Raw genomic sequence first — 16,942 nt, 5'->3', positions numbered from 1 at the left:
CTCTCAGGGTTGTGGATGTCAGGACGATCAGGGCGAGCCGGACAGGCGCGTCGCGAGACGCGGGTCGATGGTCTTCGCCCCGAACAGGATATCGAGACGGAAGGCGCTCTCATCGTTCGTGCCGTCGTAGACCGGGATGACGCGGACCGAGAGACCCTTGTAGGTCTCACGGGCGACATCGACAGCGCCGGGCGGGCGAACGAGCGGGACGCTCACCAGAGCGAACGCATTCTTGTGGAACACGAGGTTCTGGCGATAGCCCGTCGAGTCCGTCCCGAGCGGGGTTACGACCTTGTCGTTCAGGTTGGTGACGCCGGACGCAACTGCGATGTTCTGGAAAGCACCCGTCCAGATCATCGCCGGATAGAACGTCACATCGACCTGATTGCCCGATGCGTTCGCCGTCGAGACGACGGTGAACTGCTTGTTGAAGGGCAGACGGGCCTTCGTCACCGGGTTCACCGCGTAGACATCCGCGATGGTGAACACGTCGCCGGGCTGAAGCGCAGGCGCAGAAGCCGAGAAGCCGTCGATCGTGATCGTCTGCAACATCGAGTCCTTCACCGCATCGTAGGTGATGGTCGACGAATTGACGGTCTGATCGACTGCCGGGGACCCGGCCCATACGCCGATCGTATGCGTCGGGATGTTCTGCGACATGAACGTATCGACGCCGCCGATCTCGCCCAGCGAGCCCTTGCGGTAGGCGCCCTTGGCCGCGTCCTGGATGTAGAGCGCGGTCTGAGAGCCCAGCAGGCCCCAATGATCGGCCGGCGACAGAACCGCCGAACGATCGGAAGGGACGGCGTATTCGTCCAGACGCTCCGGCGCCTTCGCGAAGTCGGCGTAGGAGTTGACCGTCTGCCCCGGCGTGCCCACCCAGTTCGGAACGAACTTGTAGAGGGACATCAGGTAGCTATCGACCGAGTTTGCAAGCTGGACCATGGCCGGCTTGATGACGCGCTCGGAAAGCTCCCCGATCTTCAAGGTCAGATCCTGCGAGCTGAACTTGAAATCGACGCCGCGACGCTGATCCACGGTGATCGTGGTCTTGCCCTCGGTCACGTCCTGCGTCGCCAAGGTGGCGTTGGTGCGGACGGTGAAGTCGGTCGGACGACGGATCGAGATGGTTTCACCCACCTCATAGCCGTTGATCTTCTTGTCGAACTCGTTCTCGTAGCCTCGGAAGACCTGCTTGGCCATCACGAGGTTGTTGTCGAGGATCATCAGCGCCTCTTTGGCGATGATGTCCGCAGTGAGCACAGTCTGTGCCATTGCCGCCTATCCTTTGAGGATCAGGCAGCTCCCTTGTTCCGATGGGCCACGTAGTCTTCCATGCTCATCTTGGAGAGGTCGAGGACGGGAGATGCGCCACCTTTGGGCGCCTTGATCGGGGGTGCTGCCTTGGTTGCCGTTTTCGGGTTCGGCAGAGACAGGCGGTCTTCCAACCGGCCGATTTCCTTGGCAGCCGACAGCGGGCTCATCGCGTTGAGGCGATCGAGGAGCGCTGGATTCTTGGCGAGGTGATATTCGATGACGGCGCTCTTCTCGCTTTCAAGGAGAAGCTGCCCGACAGCGTGGCTGACCTTCAGGCTCGCCGCACCCTTCATGACCTCTTCGAAGTCATTGATGGACGCGCGCGCCTCCCGCTGCCGCTCCTGATAGTCCAGAAGCAGTTCGCGATGGGCTTCCTGCGTGGTCTGCTGTGCCTGCTGCGCCTGGCGTCGGATATCGCGCGTGGCAATGCGCTTTTCCGTTTCATAGGCGGTCAGGGCCCGCTCGTAAGCGAACCAATCGCCGTTGAAGTCCTCCTCATTGGGAGGCTCGCCAACTTCCCTGCGAACCAGATCGTCGAGCGCAGCCTTGTCGTCAGCGGCAGCCGCCAGAGGGCGACTTTCCTGCTGTGCGAGCTTGGCAGCGAGCGCATCGCGCTCACGCTTCAGACGCTGGTATCGGGAGGGGCGCTTGGGCTTTTCGCCCTCGCTGTCATCGTCACCGTCCTCGCCGTCGTCGGCTGCGGAATCGGCTTCCGTCTCTGTTTCGGCCTGTTCCTCGGTCGATACGACCTTGGTCTCGGCCTCAGACTTTTCGCTTTCGGCAGGCGCAGCACTTTCGGCGGCCGGCTCAGTCGGCAGGTTGTCATCCTCGTTCATGATATTCCCAAAGAAAAAGGCGCCCGGTGAGGGGCGCCCTGCTCATCATCGCGGCTGCCGCTTCGTGCGACGGCCTGCGTGAAGGTCGTTAAATTCAGTCGATGATCGGCGCTCGGCTCGCCAGATCGAGGAAGAGCGCGAGACAGCCGAGCCAGAGGATGGCGATGGTCAGCATGGGCTTGGCCGTCCTGAAGCGAGCGGCAGGTTCTAAGCCGGCACCTTGCGGACCATCACCTGACCGAATTTCACGGTCAGGTTGGCGCCAACAGTCGCATAGATCGCGATACCGACATTCGCCGCGCCGGGCGCGCCGCTCAGGGCGATCGGGATTGCACGGACCACGATGGGCTGACCCGGATTGGGACTCTCTATGTTGGCAAGGCCAGTCGTGCTGCTGTCGAAATAACCACTGCAAAGAATCCGCGCCCCCTGCCAGCCGGTGCCCTCGACCTCGACGCAGAGCCACGCCTCAAACAAGTCCGGCTGCGAGCCGCTGAACGGGACAGAGCGCGAAAGCGTCGCCGCCGTGGCCGAAGTCCCACCCGAAAACTGAACGACCTGTGCCTCCGCCCCATTGGCCAGCGCACCCTTCGACGCAACGATTGTCGCATCGCCGGAAGCACGTCCAAGATTCCAGCCTGTCGCGACATCTCCGGTGGGCGGATTCGTCCCGCCCTTCGTGCCGGCCGTGCCTGTGAGCAGCGGATTGCCGCAGAGATTTTCGGCCGTCACCGTGGTCGGCAGGATCGAACCGAAGGGCGGGAGAATGGGGGTCATGACGCGAGCCCATTCCTTGCCAATGAGGTAGGCGCCGTATTCCAGCGGGTGAACCCCGTCGCCGCTCTGCGCCGGTGATGCGGCAGACCGCGGATTGAATACCGCCTCCATGTCCGTGATGATGTAGCGCTGGTCCGCCGCTGCGCGGGCTCGGATGTTGGCGTTGGTCGCGAGCATCGCGGCAGTGCGCGTCTCGACGGTTTGTCCCTTCGGCAGGATCGGGATCACATTGAGGCGCGCGCCGATTGAAAGCGGCCCGCCGTAGATGGTTGGCTCAGCATGCCCAGCCGCACCCCACAACGCATCCTCTAACTGAGATTGCGTCTTGGAGCCGTCATTCGTCCCGATCAGGATGGAATAAATGGCCGGCGATAGGCCCATGGCGGTCACGATCCGCCCAAGCACATCATCGACGCCCTGCCCGCTGGTCGCCAGATTTCCGCCGGGCGGAATGTAGAGCGGGGCACCTGACAGCATCGATCCCCAGCGGACCCAGCTACGCAGCCCTGTGCTAGCCCAGGCGAAGCTGGTGATGCTGTCTCCGTCGAGCACCCAGCGGGCGTGCGCGGGGAGAGGCGGCAACATTCCACCCGCGCCGAGACGCAGACCCTTGCCGCCCCCAAACCTGACAGTCCGAGAGCGGCCAACGGTCAGCATGTCAGCGGATCACCGCAACGCGGGAATCGATTCCCCGCGCTTCTCCGCTGCGAGCGTAGACGTTCTGCCCTGTTACCCCGATATCCGCGCTGCCTTCCTTCTCGGTCAGCGTGAAATGATCAGCATTGATGTTCGTCGGCGCGCTCGACGCTACTACGAATCGAACAGACCCACTACGAAGCTGAAGCGCGCAGGGCGTCGAGCCCAGATCGGCCCATGCATCCGTCGTCAACGTCGTTTCAGTCGTTGCCATTGCCGGCTCCGTTCTGTTTGGCCCGCATCGTCATCTCTTCCGAGCGCTGATGGGCGGCGATCACAGCGGTATCGCGCCGAAGTTCAGCGTCCGCCTCGGCCTGCTGGCGCTTCAGTTCCAGTTCTTCGGATGCGATCTGCCGTTTGAGGGCGATTTCCTGCAAAGCAAGGTCGCGCTTGAACTGGAATTCTGCCTGCTTCAACGCCATTTCGGCTTCGGCCTTCATGCGCGTGGCCTCGATCTCCGCAGCAAGTTCCTGCTGCTTCAAGGTCATCTCAGCTGCCTTCGCCTGCTGGTCGCCCTGAAGCTTGGCCTGCTGCATCTGCATCTCGGCCTGAAGCTTCATCTCGTCGGGGTTAGGCGAAGGCAGCGGAGGCTGCTCGCCGCGTTTCTTCGCCATCAAAGCCTGGATGGGCGGTGGCGCTATCGCCGCCATGCGCTCTGCCAACTCATCGGCATGAGGCCAGTCCTGCATTTTGGCGAACAGGTCCAGCACCGCAGGAGCAACCGCAGGAGCGGACTGCATGAATCCGGTCATACCCTCCCGAGCCTCGGAGCGCAGACTGTCATAGGCCGGGCCCATTTTCACGACGACATCGTATGCGCCCGTCGTGACATCGTTCATGACCTGGTGAACGCCGCCTTCCGCTACCCCCTGCGGCTGATTGATCTGCTGCGGCTCGACGCTGAACCCATCCTCGCCAACGATGCGGATCGTGCGCGCCGTGTCGTAGGTATGCGGGATCAGGTCAGTGATGACCTGCGCCGTGTGATTGATGGCCTCTCCGAAGTTCGCGACGTAGACGAAGGAGCCGGTATCGCCCTGCGTCTCGCGCGCCTCGATCGCCTTGCCGCTCGTCTCGTTCGACCGCTGGCCCAGGGATGCGTCGTAAATGCCAATGACTGCCTTCATGCCATCGACATTGCGCATAATGCCGTTGGTCAGGCCCTGCGATGACACGGGAGGCTGTGACCGCTCTGGCCGTGCGCCACCGTTTTTCGGATCGGGCTTGTACGGAAGATAGGGATGGTTCTGGGTATTCGCCGTTTCCCAGACATCCTGGTAATTCTCGAAATTCTCCTCCGTCCCAACGAACGGCGCCTTGGGCTGAAGCGCGACCATCTCGGTTTCCGCCGAGATGTAGTAGTTCAACATCCGCTGGCTGTCCTTAGCGAGGCGGACGACGCCGCGACGTACGACCTTCCGCCCAATGCGGATCTCCTCGCCAACCACGGGGATGATCGGGATGTAACGTCCCTTCCACTCCTCCGGTTCGGACAAGACCTCGCTGTATGACAAAAGCGCCCGCATGACCTTGTGGCTGTCGCGGACTTCGATACGGACCGGGGCGCCCTGCGCCTGCGCTTCCGCGACCATGCGCTCGATTTCAGCGACCTCTTCCGGCTTCTTGCCGGTCAGGTCATCGACAGAGCCATCAGGCAGCAGCACGAGCCGGCGCTTCGTCGGCTCCTTGTACCAGTATTCGCAGATCCGGACGTAATCCTCCGAAACCCAGCCTTCCCAGGCCGAGTGCGAATGAAGCTCGTAGCCGGTCGCTGATTTGCCGGGGTACTCCTGATTGAACCGGCGCCGGCTGAGATCGACCGGCACGAAACAGTACATCGCGTCCGATTTCGACGGCAGGACCGCGTCAGGATCGAACAGCGTCATGATCGGGTCTTCAATCGGCGCGATGCGGATTTCCTGATTGAAGGTCTGATCGTCGGAATACTCGGTCGTCACTCGCCAGGCGCCGATGCCGCATGTGACCTGGCTATCTGCCGCGCGGCCGTAGACGATCTGGGCCCGCGACCTGTTTTCGATGTAGCGGATCAGGCCAGCCAAAACCTCGGCCGTCTTCGGGTCGCCCCGGCTATCGACGGGAACGCATTTGATGCTGGGCCGCATCTGCCGCATCTTGCCGGTGATCTGGCGAATGAACTGCGGCAGGCGATTTTCAGTCAGGCAAGGACGCCCCTCGATCTCACGCTCGCGCCTGATCTTCGGGTCCCACTGGCCATCGCCTTCGGAAAAGCCGAGATCCTCATAGGCTTCGTCGATGTTGTGACGCTCGCGCTCATAGGCGTCCTCATAGCGCTTACGAAAAACGGCCAGGAGGTCGTTATCCTCGCTGACCGCTTCCTTCGCGCCATTGGCGTCATTGTTGGTTTCTGCCATGAGGCTTAAGCCCTCATCCAGCCTCCGGCGCCGCCGCTGATCCGCAGCTTGCGTTCCTTGGGCTGTCTTGGTTCTTCGTAGACGATGCAGCCGAGGCCGAAGGCGTCTGCTGCGTGCGATGACCAGTCGTGCTCAGGGCCGAGGTCGATCTGTCGATCCTCGTCCTTCTTCGCGTGATAGGCGCCGAGCGCTTCGACGCCGCCTCGCGTTGTCTCTTCGTTGAACCAGATCGACGGGAACAGCCGCCGGGCCGCTTCGATGCGGTTCATCGCGGCGCCCTTGCCCTGGTTCGGGACGACGATGACCTCGAACCCGGCATCCTTCAGCGCGGACTCGTAGGAAACATCATAGACCTTGTCGTTCGAAGCTCCGTCGTGCGGGAGGATACAGAGCGCATTGCCGTATCCATTCGCCCGCAGCCAGTTGATGTGCGTCGCGAGAGGCTGTCCTTGCGCCTCGTAGTAATTCAGTACGCGGATTTCGCGGCCGATGAACTGCATGATCCAGATGGCGCAGGCGTCGGCCTTCGCACCAGTGCCGCCAATGTCCCAAATCGCACGGACGGTCATCAGCGGGTCTGCCGCGACCTTCCCTATGCGGCCTTCCTGCTTCGCCTTGACAAGACTTTGCGCGTAATAGGCGCCTTCCGTCACCTTGGCGTAATCGCCTTCCCAGATGTGGTCGTACATCTCGGGCTGATCCCGCAGGCAGTCCAAGCGCTCTTGCTCAAGCACGCTCGGGAACCACGGATTGTGTTTCCAGTTGGCCTGGACCACGACAGCGCCAGTCGGCTTGACCTCGCCTCTCAACATCATGTCGATGGGGTCGCTGCGACGGCGAGGATTCCAGCCGCACCAGATTTCAGACCCCTCGGCGCGGATCGTCGGGCGAAGCAGGCTCAGCGAGCGAGAGCTGATCGTCTGCGCCTCCTCGATCCACGCCCGCTTGAAGCCCTCAAGCGACTTGATCGATTCCGCCGTGTGGTCCTGCATGCCTTGGAAGATGATCGCGCCATCGCCGGGCGTTTCGATTACCTCGCGGAAGACCTTGAAGCCGTCTGCCTCACCGATGCTGAAGTCTGCCAACTTCGCTTCTATCAGGCGCTTTGCGGATTCCTTTAGCGTCTTCTGGACCTCGCGGATGCAAACCGAGAGAAGGCCCTTGTGCGCCAGACTGTCCTCCAAGAGCATCCCGGCGAAGAAGTGGGACTTGCCGGAGCCGCGGCCGCCATGAGCGCCTTTGTATCGCGATGGCTCCAAAAGCGGCTCGAATACCTCAGCCGTTGGGATCGATAGCGTTCGGCCTGACGATGACACGCTCGATCCTCGTCACAGTCTCGATAGCGCCGCCGTCAGCGCCGGTGTGCTCATTGACGACCTTGTCGCGCCACCTGTCAGGGCGGCGATTCGTCAGCCAGAGCTTTGCGGCCGAAGGGTCGGGAGGTACGTGTTCATCCACCGGGGCTCGGATGATTTCCCCTTGATGCTGAAACACCTTTTCGCTCTCGAATGTGTAACCAACGGCTCGGTTGAACAGCGCGCGCTCGACACGCTCATCTGCGGACTCTTTCCCGCATGTGACCGCCTGACAAAAATCAGCGTGGACGTTCTTCCACCTGTAGATTGTTCGCGTATCGACACCGAAAAAGTCAGCCAGTTCGTAGTCAGTCGCACCGAGCGCGCAGAGCTTCGAAGCCTGCTCGGCGAACTCAGGCCGATAATCCGTTGGCCTGCCTCGCTCTGCCATTCAAAAACTCCCCGATACGCTGGTCAACCTGATGGAGCCTGCCCTCCAAACGGGCGGTTTCGATCAGGCTCTTGACCCGCTCTAACTTCACCCTGGCCCGCTCCGCAGCCTCGCGCGAACCGAGCCGAACGAGGCTGCGAATGTTGGCCTCCATGGTCCGGTAGGCGCGCATGATGTGCTTTGGTCGCTTAGCGACAGCCTTCACTGCGTTCGCCCGACGAACTTCGATAGAGCAGTACGGCTCATCGCCACCATCTGCTATGTTCAGAAGCCGAGCACCAGACGTGCGGGCCTCCGAGATATGGCGCCGCTCGCTCTCACGCCAATCTGCGCACCTGACCTCGATGATGATTAGGCTCGGCTCTCCATATTTCCGGATCCAAGCGTAGAGCGGCGTATTGCGGCGCCGACTTTCGCGCATGTGCCCTGCCAGACGCCGCGCGGGGTTTCGGGCTTTCCCAATGTAGCGGAGTTCTCCAGTTTCCCGATCGCAGAGGCCATAAATGCTTGCGGCTTCAGCGTCGTCGCTAAACTCTGACGGCCTGCCCATTAGCACCACACGATGTACTTTGCGATCGGGAAGCGTAGATTGCCCGTCCGGCTCCACGGCCGTTTGATTTCATACCAACCAGACCAATCGACGCCCCAAGCATCAATGCCCATGGCGCCCATCACTCACCCCAACAAAAAAGCCCGGCGGCCTTTAGGGCTCCGGGCGCAAATCTCTCACTCTGCATATCAGGATAGGGCATGGCAGGAATCTCGTCAATACCTGCCATCTGGCATCACAGCCTCATCCTGTTCGCAATGACGTTGAGAGCGCAGCGGAAGGCGCCCATGGCTGCTTCGCCTTTGATGTCTCGGTCCATTACGCAAACGCGCATGAGAACGGCATTGCCCTCGTAATGCATGCCTGCATCGGCAAGCGCGTCTTGCAGCTCGCCATAGTCGGACCGGATCTTGGCGATTGTCTCGTCGTCGAGCTCGGCGCCGCTGCCTGTGCTGCTGGCGACCATCTCAGCCGCCAAGCTTGGAAAGCGCGGCAGACTGTTTGTGATGACAGCGTGGTAACGGACAGCGCGCCGCGTGAACGTCTCAGCCGCATCGAACTGACGCTGGTCGATCATGCCGCCGAGAAAGAGTCGGCCGAAGGCGTAGCCTGCCATGGGTGATTGGTTGCCGCGCCTGTGAGGCTGGGAAAGGGCAACCGCGATGATCTTGTCCGGGCGCTCCCCGCGATCGGCGCGGACGATGGATCCCGACTTCGGATAACGCCTTACGCCTTCGCGTCGTTTCGCGCCTGCCTTTGCCATACCCGTTCCTTTCAGCACCAGATGATGGGAGCACGTAAAAGCGCCATCCTGCGGACTGTGATGCTCCACTCCGACAGAAAGTCTCGGTGTGGCAGATAACCGAATACTTTGAGATGCTTCAGGTCGTAAAGGTAGGCTCTGCTGACCAAGTCCTCGCACTCGTCGAAAGTCTCGGAACAGAACACGCGATATCGGCCTGCCTTCGCCATGTGTCAGTCCTTTTCGATGAGATCGCCATCCGCATCACAATGATCTGGGGGCCAGCCGGCCTTGCGAATGTTGAGATGGCGGAAGAGATACCGGAACGGCGAGACAAGCGCCTGCGCTACGATGAGCGCGAGGAAGAACGCCAGCCACGGCGAATTGGTCGCGAATTCGAAGGCATTCATGCCGCCTCTCCCTTCCTGCTCTGCCAGTCGTCGTATTGCTCGTCAGGGCTGGGAACCACGCGATCCGAAAGGCCATCGCGGAAAATGGCCATAGCCTCGTCGGAGAGGCGGTAGCTGCCGCCCTTGAGCTTTGCGGCGATGCGCTCAAGATCCTTGTCGCGCTGCGCTCGTAGAGCTTCCGGCATGGTCTCTCGATCGGCCACTGTCTCGCCAGTCGACGGCTTGATGCCGAAGCGCTCGCGGGCTGCATCAGCTTGGGCTTTACGACGGGCCCATTCCTCTTCGGTGGGCTCGACATCGCCCGGCGCCGGGAGAGCCATGCGCTTCGGAGGCGCGATCAGGTCCTCGCAATAGCGGCAGGCGCGGGACAGCTCGGCCGTGGTCGGCAGGAAGCGGCCGCCGAACCAGTCGAACTCGCCACGGATAAGCCGCGTCACCGCCTTCTGGATCGCCGGGAGAGAATAGCCTTCGACGGCCATGAGGTAGGTCGCGGCTCCGCCCATGCCGTTGCCGCGCTCCGCCGGATAGGCGACGAACAGCGGCTTCAGGGCGTTGGTGGCCTCAGTTTGCGATGCGGGCGAATGGCTGGACATTGCTTCCGAACCTCAGGTTTTCGATTTCTTCCAGGCCGTCGAGCAGAGAGTTCCGTTTGGCTTGGCGAGGGGGAGCGCGTTGCTCCGTCGAGCGATCCGACAAGACGCGGGCGATGTAGGGGATGGGATCGCCGCTGCCGTGGATGGATGCTTCGTTGATTGCCCACAGAACCCGGCCGGCGTCGCTGCCGGTGTCCTTCAGCCACTTGCCGACCATGCTGCGGGCCTTGGGGGGCACGACGTGCATCGTCTCAAGCGTCAGGATGCCATCGGTCCAAAGCTGGTCGACGAGAGAAACGGCCGGGGCGTCGCCACCAGCGTTAGCTGGTGGTTCTTGTTTGGCTCTGGCTTCTGGCTTCTGGGCTTTATCCTCAGGGTTATCCGGGGGGTTAACCCCCTTCTTCAAAGAGGGATTACCGCCCTTGCCGCCATTGGCCTTATCCTTGGCCTCTTTCTCGGTGTCAGCCTTCATGCGTCGGCTGAAAATAAGTCCCGCATCGTCACGGCTGAGGACGCCGGCCTCGGTCAGTTCGGCAAGCAGAGCCTTGGCGTCATCGGCACCGCAGCCAGCAAGGGCCGCCATCTGACCGACCGTCAAAGCCTTCCCGTTGACGAGCAGATAACCTCGCGGAGTTGCCTCGTGCATGAGGCAAAGCATTTCCATCCAAAGGCCGCGTGCGGCCAAGGAGCACATGCGCAGGGCCGGGTCAGCGCGCCAGTCGGAAGGGTAGAATTTCAGCCAGGGGGCGCTCATTGCGCCACTCCACATTCACAGCGCCACATGAGGACGGACCAGACGCCATGCGTCGGGCCGAGGTCAGCGGCAATCATCCACCCGCGACGGTGGAAGGCATCCACATCGCCATGCCGGACATACTGAAAGGTGCCTGTGCGCGTCATAGCTGCATAGCCTCCTGAACGGGCTGTGGGGCTCGAGCCAATTCAAGGCGCGGGCGCTTCAACTCGTCGGATATGCGTCGGCATGCGACGTCGAAGTACCTCGGCTCGCGCTCTATGCCGACGAAGCCCCGGCCTTCTTGGACACAGGCCACGCCAGTCGACCCGCTGCCCATGTAAGGATCTAGGACGATGCCTTCGGGGACGTATCCGACGCACCAAGCCATCACCTCGATCGGCTTCTGCGTTGGGTGAAGTTTGCCGCCGTCCATATTCATGGGGCGGTACATGAACCTCCGAGCAACCTGATCGAGGTTGGTCCAGGCGATCTCTACGTCAGCGAAGTCACGGCCGGCATTGTTCTTGTCCCAGACGAGGATGCACCGTGAAGGAGGCACGTCGAAGTAATTTCCTCCCCACAGTATCGTCGGAACGCCCAGCGCCAGCAGAGGGGAAACGTCCGCGGCCTCATCGTCCCACGAACCCCCGTGCCCGCGGCTGACAGCAAGGCGGTTGCTCTTGGTGATGTTGATCCCATAAGGCGGGTCGGTCACGACGGCATCGACCTTGCCGAGCGTCGGTAGGATCTCGCGACAGTCGCCCAAATGAAGAACCACGTCTTCCGAAAGGTGTTCGACCCTGCTCACGCCACGTCCCTCCGCTCTTCATCGCGGGCGGTGGGTGTCTCGAATACGTGGACGCGGCAGAAGCCGGGCTCGACATCGGAGCCGCGCGCCACGGTCGCCTTGTGGGTGTGCTTGTCGTCAGAGACGATGCCGGCTGGCTTCTTCAGCCAGTCCTCAACCGCCTTGATGCGGTTCGTGATGTCGCCCCGCATCTTGAGCGGAAGCGTGATCTGGATATCGAAGGCGCCCTCGAACCTCGGGAATCCACCCTGTGGCTTGCTGAGCCACGCATAGTTCAGCGCAGCGATTGACCAGCGCTTGTACTCGCGCGACTTCACGCGCCCCCGCTTGGGGACGTTGACGAACAGGTTGTTCGTGCTTGGCGGCAGAGGGAGATTGAGGACGAGCACCTTCATCGGCTGCGCCCTTCCTGGGCCTTTGACGCGATTTCCGCTGAAAGAACGCCCATGAGCGCCGCAAAGTCGCGATCCTCGGCCATGAGGAATTCGATCTTGTTGAAGCCGCTCAGGATGGTGGTGTGGTCGCGGCCGCCAAGCTTGGAGCCGATGTGGGGGAACGACATCGTCGTATGCTTGCGCAGGAGCCAGTAGGCCATCTGGCGGGCACGGACGAGTGGAGCGCGGCGGCTCTCGCCTATGATGGCGACCCGGTCGAATCCGGTGTGCTTAGCGACGACCTCAAGAACGGAGGTCGTGCAGGAGGCCCGACGCGAGCCGGGGGACGCCAAGCTCAGCCAGTCGCGAAGGTATTTCTCCCGTGGGTCCGGCTCGGGTTCGGACGGCGCCACGATGATGGGTTCCGGGGCCTTGGCAGGCTTTGGAACCGGCTTGGCGTAGAACTGCGCACGCAGAGCGCGACGCGCGGCATAGATCTCCGCCGCGCTGGTGTATTCCTTGGTGGGGACGAGGCTCATGGCTGCCCCCTCATCCGAGCCAAGCAGTCGCGAGCCGTTGCCAGAGCAGCCTCAGCCGCGCGGTAGTCGTCGCAAGACGGGCCGAAGCCCATAGCCTCAAGAAGCCGCTTTTCGTGCTCAAGGCGCTCAATCTCCTGCTGGATGTCAGCCAGGGCGGCCGAGACGATGCGGTCGCGCAGATCGGCGCTGACCTTCTTGACGCGCTGGCGGATGATGTTTGTGAATGTTCCGGGCGCCGCGCGAAGCCGGCGCGCAACCCGAGCGGTAGCCGTCTCGGCGCATCCGCCAAGGCGGTCCTGATCACGAGCGACGAGGCGCTTTGAGAACTGCGCCACAACGGCAAGTCCCATCTCACTCAACTCCGACTGACTGATTTGACCGGAATCCCGGCAGTTTTTGCTCGGCATGACGTGCTCCTGTCTGTGGACAGGAGGCGCGCATGGAGCGGCTTGGAGATGTCGTTCACCGAGTGCTTGCAGGCTTGACGGTGACGACGGATGAAAAGGCAGGCGGGACGGCTGATGAAGCCGCCCCGCCACTCGCGCAGCGGCTGGGAGGAGACGGGTGCCGCGCGAGGAAGGGTGGTGCTCATCCCCACACCTCGATCAGACGAAGCGCGAAGATGACGACGGGAAAAGCCGCGAAGACGAGCATGGAAAGGTAGAGGCGCATGTCAGCCGAACCTCGCGTCCATGACAGGGATATCGGGGAAGAGATGATCGCGCGCCCGTTCACGCCACTCATCCGGCGCTTGGTCGAACAAGCGGACGACCTTCGTCAGCCACTGTTCGTAGGACTCGATTTCGTTCCGGGGCACCGGTGCGGGACTGATAGGCTTGCGCGCCTCTCGTTCGGCAGCGATTTCGCGAACGACCGCTTCCTGACGTTCGGGATCGGCACGCGCGACGCGCAACAACGCTGTGCGATTGTCGTCGAGGCCGGCTTCGCGAGCGGCGGCCTTAGCCTGTTCAGAGAGGCTAGCGACCTTAACGGCGCGGGATGCGTCCATCCGGCCAATGCCAAGCTCGCGCTCAGCAGCGCGGAAGCCTTTGTCTTTCGGCTGGACGCCGCCAGAAGGTGGCACAAGTTGTGCCACCTCTTCCTTCTTCGCATTCAGCCTGACCCAATCCGCAATTTGCTCGTCCCTCTCCAAAGAGGTCAGTTCGGCACGGTGAAGGTTTTCGGCAATCTCCCAAAGTCGGGCGTCGATCTCGTCGCAGTCGCGCTCGATAGCCGGAATACGGTCGTATCCGAGCCGGCGAAAGGCTTCGAGACGATGGGCGCCTGCGACGACGGCAAACCCGCCAAGGACTTCGCCAGTTTCCGGGTCCAGAATGCTGGGGTCTACCCGAACTGTGATGGGCGTCTGCAACCCGATCTTGCTGATCGAGTTCATCAGGATTTCAACCGCCCCCTCATTCAAGGGACGGCGCTCTCCGACCACGAAGATATCGCGCATCGGCAGCATCTGAACCGTGAACGAGGGGACGGCCATGCTGGATCACTCCGGCTGGGGGAAAGGCTGGGCAGTGTCCCAGCGGAGTGCGGAGAGCTGCGCGGACCGACCGCGCACCCAGAGATTCCAGGCATTGATCGTGGCGGCCGTGATGCGCCCGGCATTGCCGCCGCCGCTCGCCGGGGCGATATCACCACCACGAAGACCTTCACGAAGGACGAGGATAGGGTCCCGGCGCTTGAGGCTGGCGCCATCGGCCAGCCGATCAACGAAGTGATCCAGACGCCGCGCGTTCTGCGACTTCGTCTCAATCAGATAAAATGCCGCAGCCATCCCCGCGGCGGAGGTCTTGAGCTTCTTGCCGATCCGGCCTCCCGCCGTCGTCGCATCCTCCAAAAGCGGATGCTGTTCGACGATCTGCTTGATCTCGTCGTTCGAAAACGAGGAATTCCCGCCAGGCGCATCGCCGGTGACGATGGCGATGAGACGGGCCGAGGCAGCGAGCAGCGCCGTGTTCTTGTATCCGGCGACATGAAGCGTATCGCTGCCGGAGCGCATGCCGCCGGTGTCGAGGACATCGAAAACGTCGCGCCCCTCACCGAACGTCGCCATCATCTGGACAGCCCGGCCCGCGGCGATGATGCCGTTGAGACGGTGCTGGCCGTTGTTCAGGCGACCATCGCGGGCGAAGGAGATGCCCTGCGAAGTCAGCTTCCACCGGCCCTCCCGAATCGTGCGATCCCACAAGGCTACGCGCTTGGGACGCAGCGGGCGGTTGCCGGTATTGCACTTGGCAAGAATGACTTCAGCCGTGACAGGGCTGATCGTGACGACTTCGGAGTGAAGTTCGCTCGCTCCGAGCTTGGTCGACATGGCAATGCGGTCTTCAAGCCATGCGGTCGCGCGCCGAGCTTCCGAAACATGTGTCTCGGAGAACAGGCTTTCAGTGTTCCCAGCCTTTGCATTCGGCTGGGCAAATGCTACATTCAGCATGTTGATTTTGCCTTTGACTTGGGCGCGCATTGCCTCGGCTTGCGCGCCCTTTTTCATGTCCGCGTCATTGCGGGCCGAAGGTCGGAAATGCGGGAGGAGAGCGCTCATGCAGCCCTCTCTTCAGAGGGCTTGGCGGCGGGGTGCTTGGACCGATGAGAGCGCATAAACGCTCGGACCTCGACTTCGGTCTCGGGCCAGATGCGCGCCGGGCGACCATTGGCGCGCGGCGTTCGCAGCCGCTCGACCAGCCGACCATTGCGGGCGGCGAGAAGGCCGAAGCGGTATTCGCCCATGCCCGTCTCGCGGAGGAAATCTTCGATGTCGGAGAGAAGCAGTGTGCTCATAGGCGAGCATTATGCACGCTTTAGCGGGTATTGCAATACCCGCGACAACGGGCACACGCTTTTGCGAGCATCATGCTACGCCAGCGCCTATGGATTGGCGCCAGCGCTTACTCAATGCTGCTGAGAAAACGGGCAGGTCTGATCGCTCGATCAGCTTGGCGGCCAACCTTGGCCCCAACGCACTGAACGAGATCCGGAACACCTCGAAAGAGCCGAGCGTCGAGCGAACGCTAAAGCTCATCGAGGAAATCGGCGTTAGCCGCTCCTACGTGTTCCTCGGAATTGAGATCACCCCTGATGTGGAGGAGATCGTGGAGCTGCTGGGGAGGGCGTCGCCTCTTGCCCGGCAGGGATTCGCTGCTTTTCTTCGCGAGAGACAGCCGCCCGAAGCCAAGACAGCGCCTCAGCCTGATCCTCAGGCGGCAGCTTCTGAAAATCGCGAAGCATCTCGATAAGTTCGGTGTCCTCGCTCATCCCCGCTTCCCCCTCACGCCACTGTTCACTTTTCGTTCACTGCAATCAAGAGCTAAGGCAGGGCGTTGACAACGGGAGTCAGGGGAGGACTTAAATCCTAGATTGGTTAACGAGGCTCGTTATGGACAAGGTCGACTACGTAGCCGCCTCCGACAATGACCGATATGCGGAACGACGGGAGCGCGCTGACAGCCTGCGCATCGTGGGGCGCTATATCGCGATGTTCACTATGCGAAACAGGAGGTAGGGGTGCAGGCGACGCCTCTGACGGCATCCGAGCTCTTCGCCTATGCCTCCGTGTTGCTAGCGACCCTGACGCTTGTTGTCGCGCTGGCGGGTATATTCGCTTTTCTAGGGCTGAGGCGGACCGCCAAGAAAGAGGCGCAGCGTGTAGCTGCCGAGATTGCAGAAGCTCGTGCAGAGACGGCGGCCAACCTGTATCTTCAATCGGAACTACCCGAACTGATGCGAATTTATATGACTTTCGGGCCTGAATCGGCTAACATAGATCGTGGCGATTCAGTCGCTAAGGAGGGAGGCAGTTGAGATTTTCCGAGCAAATGCAACTTGTCCTTCGGGCGATGCAAAATGCGCCCGTCGATGTTGAGGGGCTGGCGCTCACTCTTGGCTTGCCTGTGCGCGAAGCATACCTTGGTGACGATACTGCTGGGATGCTTGAGAAGGTATCAGACGGGTTCTTCAACAAAACTCCTTCCGGCTATCAGATCGTGGTCAATGCCGACCAGCCCGAGACGCGGAAGCGATTCACAATTGCCCACGAGATCGGCCATTTCCTGTATCACCGGCACCTGATTGGTAACGGCGTTGGGGATAGCAAGGCATTCCGTAGCACCGACAAGCAGCGCTATTTCAATACGGCCATCGGGCCTAAGCAGGAAACTGAGGCAAATCAGTTCGCTGCTACGGTTCTGATGCCCAAGAGCCTGGTCGCGCGGGTTGCGCGTGAGGAAGGGCTGAATAGCCCGGCGGCTCTTGCTAAGCGCTTCGGCGTTTCGGAGCACGCCATGTGCATACACCTTGGCGAACCATACGAGCCGAGACTAAGCCTCTAGGCGGGCCCGCATTTTCCAGCCCCGCGCCACCCGGCGGGGTTTTTGTTTGGCTGCTGACGGGTGGCGGACTCGACTCCGAAACACT

At 61.7% G+C, this 16,942-nt stretch carries 21 protein-coding genes; 3 read left to right on the top strand and 18 right to left on the bottom strand.

The annotated features are described in order from the left end of the window. Window positions 1-27: 27 nt before the first annotated feature. From M9917_RS16780 to M9917_RS16695, 18 genes are all read right to left on the bottom strand, one after another. Window positions 28-1,275 carry a P22 phage major capsid protein family protein gene (locus tag M9917_RS16780; protein ID WP_297255578.1) on the bottom strand — a complete coding sequence of 416 codons (1,248 nt, stop codon included), beginning with the start codon at window positions 1,273-1,275 and terminating at the stop codon, window positions 28-30. Window positions 1,276-1,295: 20 nt separating this feature from the next. Beyond that, entirely contained in the window at window positions 1,296-2,153 is an 858-nt protein-coding gene (locus M9917_RS16775; RefSeq protein ID WP_297255576.1) for a hypothetical protein, read from the bottom strand. Window positions 2,154-2,360: 207 nt separating this feature from the next. Beyond that, complete coding sequence (locus tag M9917_RS16770; RefSeq protein ID WP_297255575.1) at window positions 2,361-3,515, bottom strand: SGNH/GDSL hydrolase family protein; 1,155 nt, start codon at window positions 3,513-3,515, stop codon at window positions 2,361-2,363. Window positions 3,516-3,588: 73 nt separating this feature from the next. Next, on the bottom strand, window positions 3,589-3,840 hold the full coding sequence (locus tag M9917_RS16765) for a hypothetical protein (RefSeq protein WP_297255573.1): 252 nt from the start codon (window positions 3,838-3,840) through the stop codon (window positions 3,589-3,591). Next, window positions 3,827-6,019: a portal protein gene (locus tag M9917_RS16760; RefSeq protein WP_297255571.1), complete on the bottom strand. Its 2,193-nt coding sequence runs from the start codon at window positions 6,017-6,019 to the stop codon at window positions 3,827-3,829. Before M9917_RS16760 ends, M9917_RS16765 begins: the two co-directional genes overlap by 14 nt. A gap of 5 nt (window positions 6,020-6,024) precedes the next feature. Then, entirely contained in the window at window positions 6,025-7,335 is a 1,311-nt protein-coding gene (locus M9917_RS16755; protein WP_367273926.1) for a PBSX family phage terminase large subunit, read from the bottom strand. Further along, window positions 7,295-7,765 (bottom strand): helix-turn-helix domain-containing protein, encoded by a 471-nt coding sequence (locus tag M9917_RS16750; RefSeq protein ID WP_297255569.1) that lies wholly within the window; start codon window positions 7,763-7,765, stop codon window positions 7,295-7,297. The genes M9917_RS16755 and M9917_RS16750 overlap by 41 nt, the downstream gene beginning before the upstream one ends. A 785-nt stretch (window positions 7,766-8,550) precedes the next feature. Then, a complete protein-coding gene (locus M9917_RS16745) occupies window positions 8,551-9,078 on the bottom strand; it encodes a hypothetical protein (RefSeq protein ID WP_297255567.1) in 528 nt (175 codons plus the stop codon). A gap of 212 nt (window positions 9,079-9,290) precedes the next feature. Then, window positions 9,291-9,467 carry a hypothetical protein gene (locus M9917_RS16740; protein ID WP_297255565.1) on the bottom strand — a complete coding sequence of 59 codons (177 nt, stop codon included), beginning with the start codon at window positions 9,465-9,467 and terminating at the stop codon, window positions 9,291-9,293. After that, window positions 9,464-9,970, bottom strand: coding sequence for a hypothetical protein (locus tag M9917_RS16735; protein ID WP_297255564.1), 507 nt, complete (start codon window positions 9,968-9,970; stop codon window positions 9,464-9,466). The genes M9917_RS16740 and M9917_RS16735 overlap by 4 nt, the downstream gene beginning before the upstream one ends. 58 nt (window positions 9,971-10,028) lie before the next feature. Further along, on the bottom strand, window positions 10,029-10,814 hold the full coding sequence (locus tag M9917_RS16730) for a hypothetical protein (protein ID WP_297255562.1): 786 nt from the start codon (window positions 10,812-10,814) through the stop codon (window positions 10,029-10,031). A 142-nt stretch (window positions 10,815-10,956) separates the two neighbouring features. Then, window positions 10,957-11,604 (bottom strand): DNA-methyltransferase, encoded by a 648-nt coding sequence (locus M9917_RS16725; protein ID WP_297255560.1) that lies wholly within the window; start codon window positions 11,602-11,604, stop codon window positions 10,957-10,959. Continuing rightward, a complete protein-coding gene (locus M9917_RS16720) occupies window positions 11,601-11,999 on the bottom strand; it encodes a hypothetical protein (RefSeq protein WP_297255558.1) in 399 nt (132 codons plus the stop codon). The genes M9917_RS16725 and M9917_RS16720 overlap by 4 nt, the downstream gene beginning before the upstream one ends. Beyond that, complete coding sequence (locus M9917_RS16715; RefSeq protein ID WP_297255556.1) at window positions 11,996-12,517, bottom strand: helix-turn-helix domain-containing protein; 522 nt, start codon at window positions 12,515-12,517, stop codon at window positions 11,996-11,998. Before M9917_RS16715 ends, M9917_RS16720 begins: the two co-directional genes overlap by 4 nt. Further along, window positions 12,514-12,924 (bottom strand): hypothetical protein, encoded by a 411-nt coding sequence (locus M9917_RS16710; protein ID WP_297255554.1) that lies wholly within the window; start codon window positions 12,922-12,924, stop codon window positions 12,514-12,516. The genes M9917_RS16715 and M9917_RS16710 overlap by 4 nt, the downstream gene beginning before the upstream one ends. Window positions 12,925-13,190: 266 nt before the next feature. Then, entirely contained in the window at window positions 13,191-14,012 is an 822-nt protein-coding gene (locus tag M9917_RS16705) for a ParB/RepB/Spo0J family partition protein (protein ID WP_297255553.1), read from the bottom strand. A gap of 6 nt (window positions 14,013-14,018) precedes the next feature. After that, on the bottom strand, window positions 14,019-15,074 hold the full coding sequence (locus tag M9917_RS16700) for a hypothetical protein (RefSeq protein ID WP_297255551.1): 1,056 nt from the start codon (window positions 15,072-15,074) through the stop codon (window positions 14,019-14,021). Then, window positions 15,071-15,310 carry a hypothetical protein gene (locus M9917_RS16695; protein WP_297255549.1) on the bottom strand — a complete coding sequence of 80 codons (240 nt, stop codon included), beginning with the start codon at window positions 15,308-15,310 and terminating at the stop codon, window positions 15,071-15,073. Before M9917_RS16695 ends, M9917_RS16700 begins: the two co-directional genes overlap by 4 nt. A gap of 89 nt (window positions 15,311-15,399) precedes the next feature. On the opposite strand from M9917_RS16695, the gene M9917_RS16690 reads away from it, so the two are divergent. The 3 genes from M9917_RS16690 to M9917_RS16680 all read left to right on the top strand — a co-directional run bounded on the left by M9917_RS16690 (window position 15,400) and on the right by M9917_RS16680 (window position 16,857). Then, the gene (locus M9917_RS16690) at window positions 15,400-15,765 is read left to right on the top strand and encodes an XRE family transcriptional regulator (protein ID WP_297255548.1); all 366 of its coding nucleotides are present in this window, start codon (window positions 15,400-15,402) and stop codon (window positions 15,763-15,765) included. Window positions 15,766-16,033: 268 nt separating this feature from the next. Beyond that, window positions 16,034-16,330 (top strand): hypothetical protein, encoded by a 297-nt coding sequence (locus M9917_RS16685; RefSeq protein ID WP_297255546.1) that lies wholly within the window; start codon window positions 16,034-16,036, stop codon window positions 16,328-16,330. Beyond that, entirely contained in the window at window positions 16,327-16,857 is a 531-nt protein-coding gene (locus M9917_RS16680) for an ImmA/IrrE family metallo-endopeptidase (RefSeq protein ID WP_297255544.1), read from the top strand. Before M9917_RS16685 ends, M9917_RS16680 begins: the two co-directional genes overlap by 4 nt. The last annotated feature ends 85 nt before the right edge of the window (window positions 16,858-16,942 follow it).

The organism is Bosea sp. (in: a-proteobacteria), assembly GCF_023953965.1.
Classification (GTDB): Bacteria; Pseudomonadota; Alphaproteobacteria; order Rhizobiales; family Beijerinckiaceae; genus Allobosea.
The sequence above is the reverse complement of the archived record's forward strand: the minus strand, read 5'-3'. Positions and strand labels throughout refer to the sequence as shown.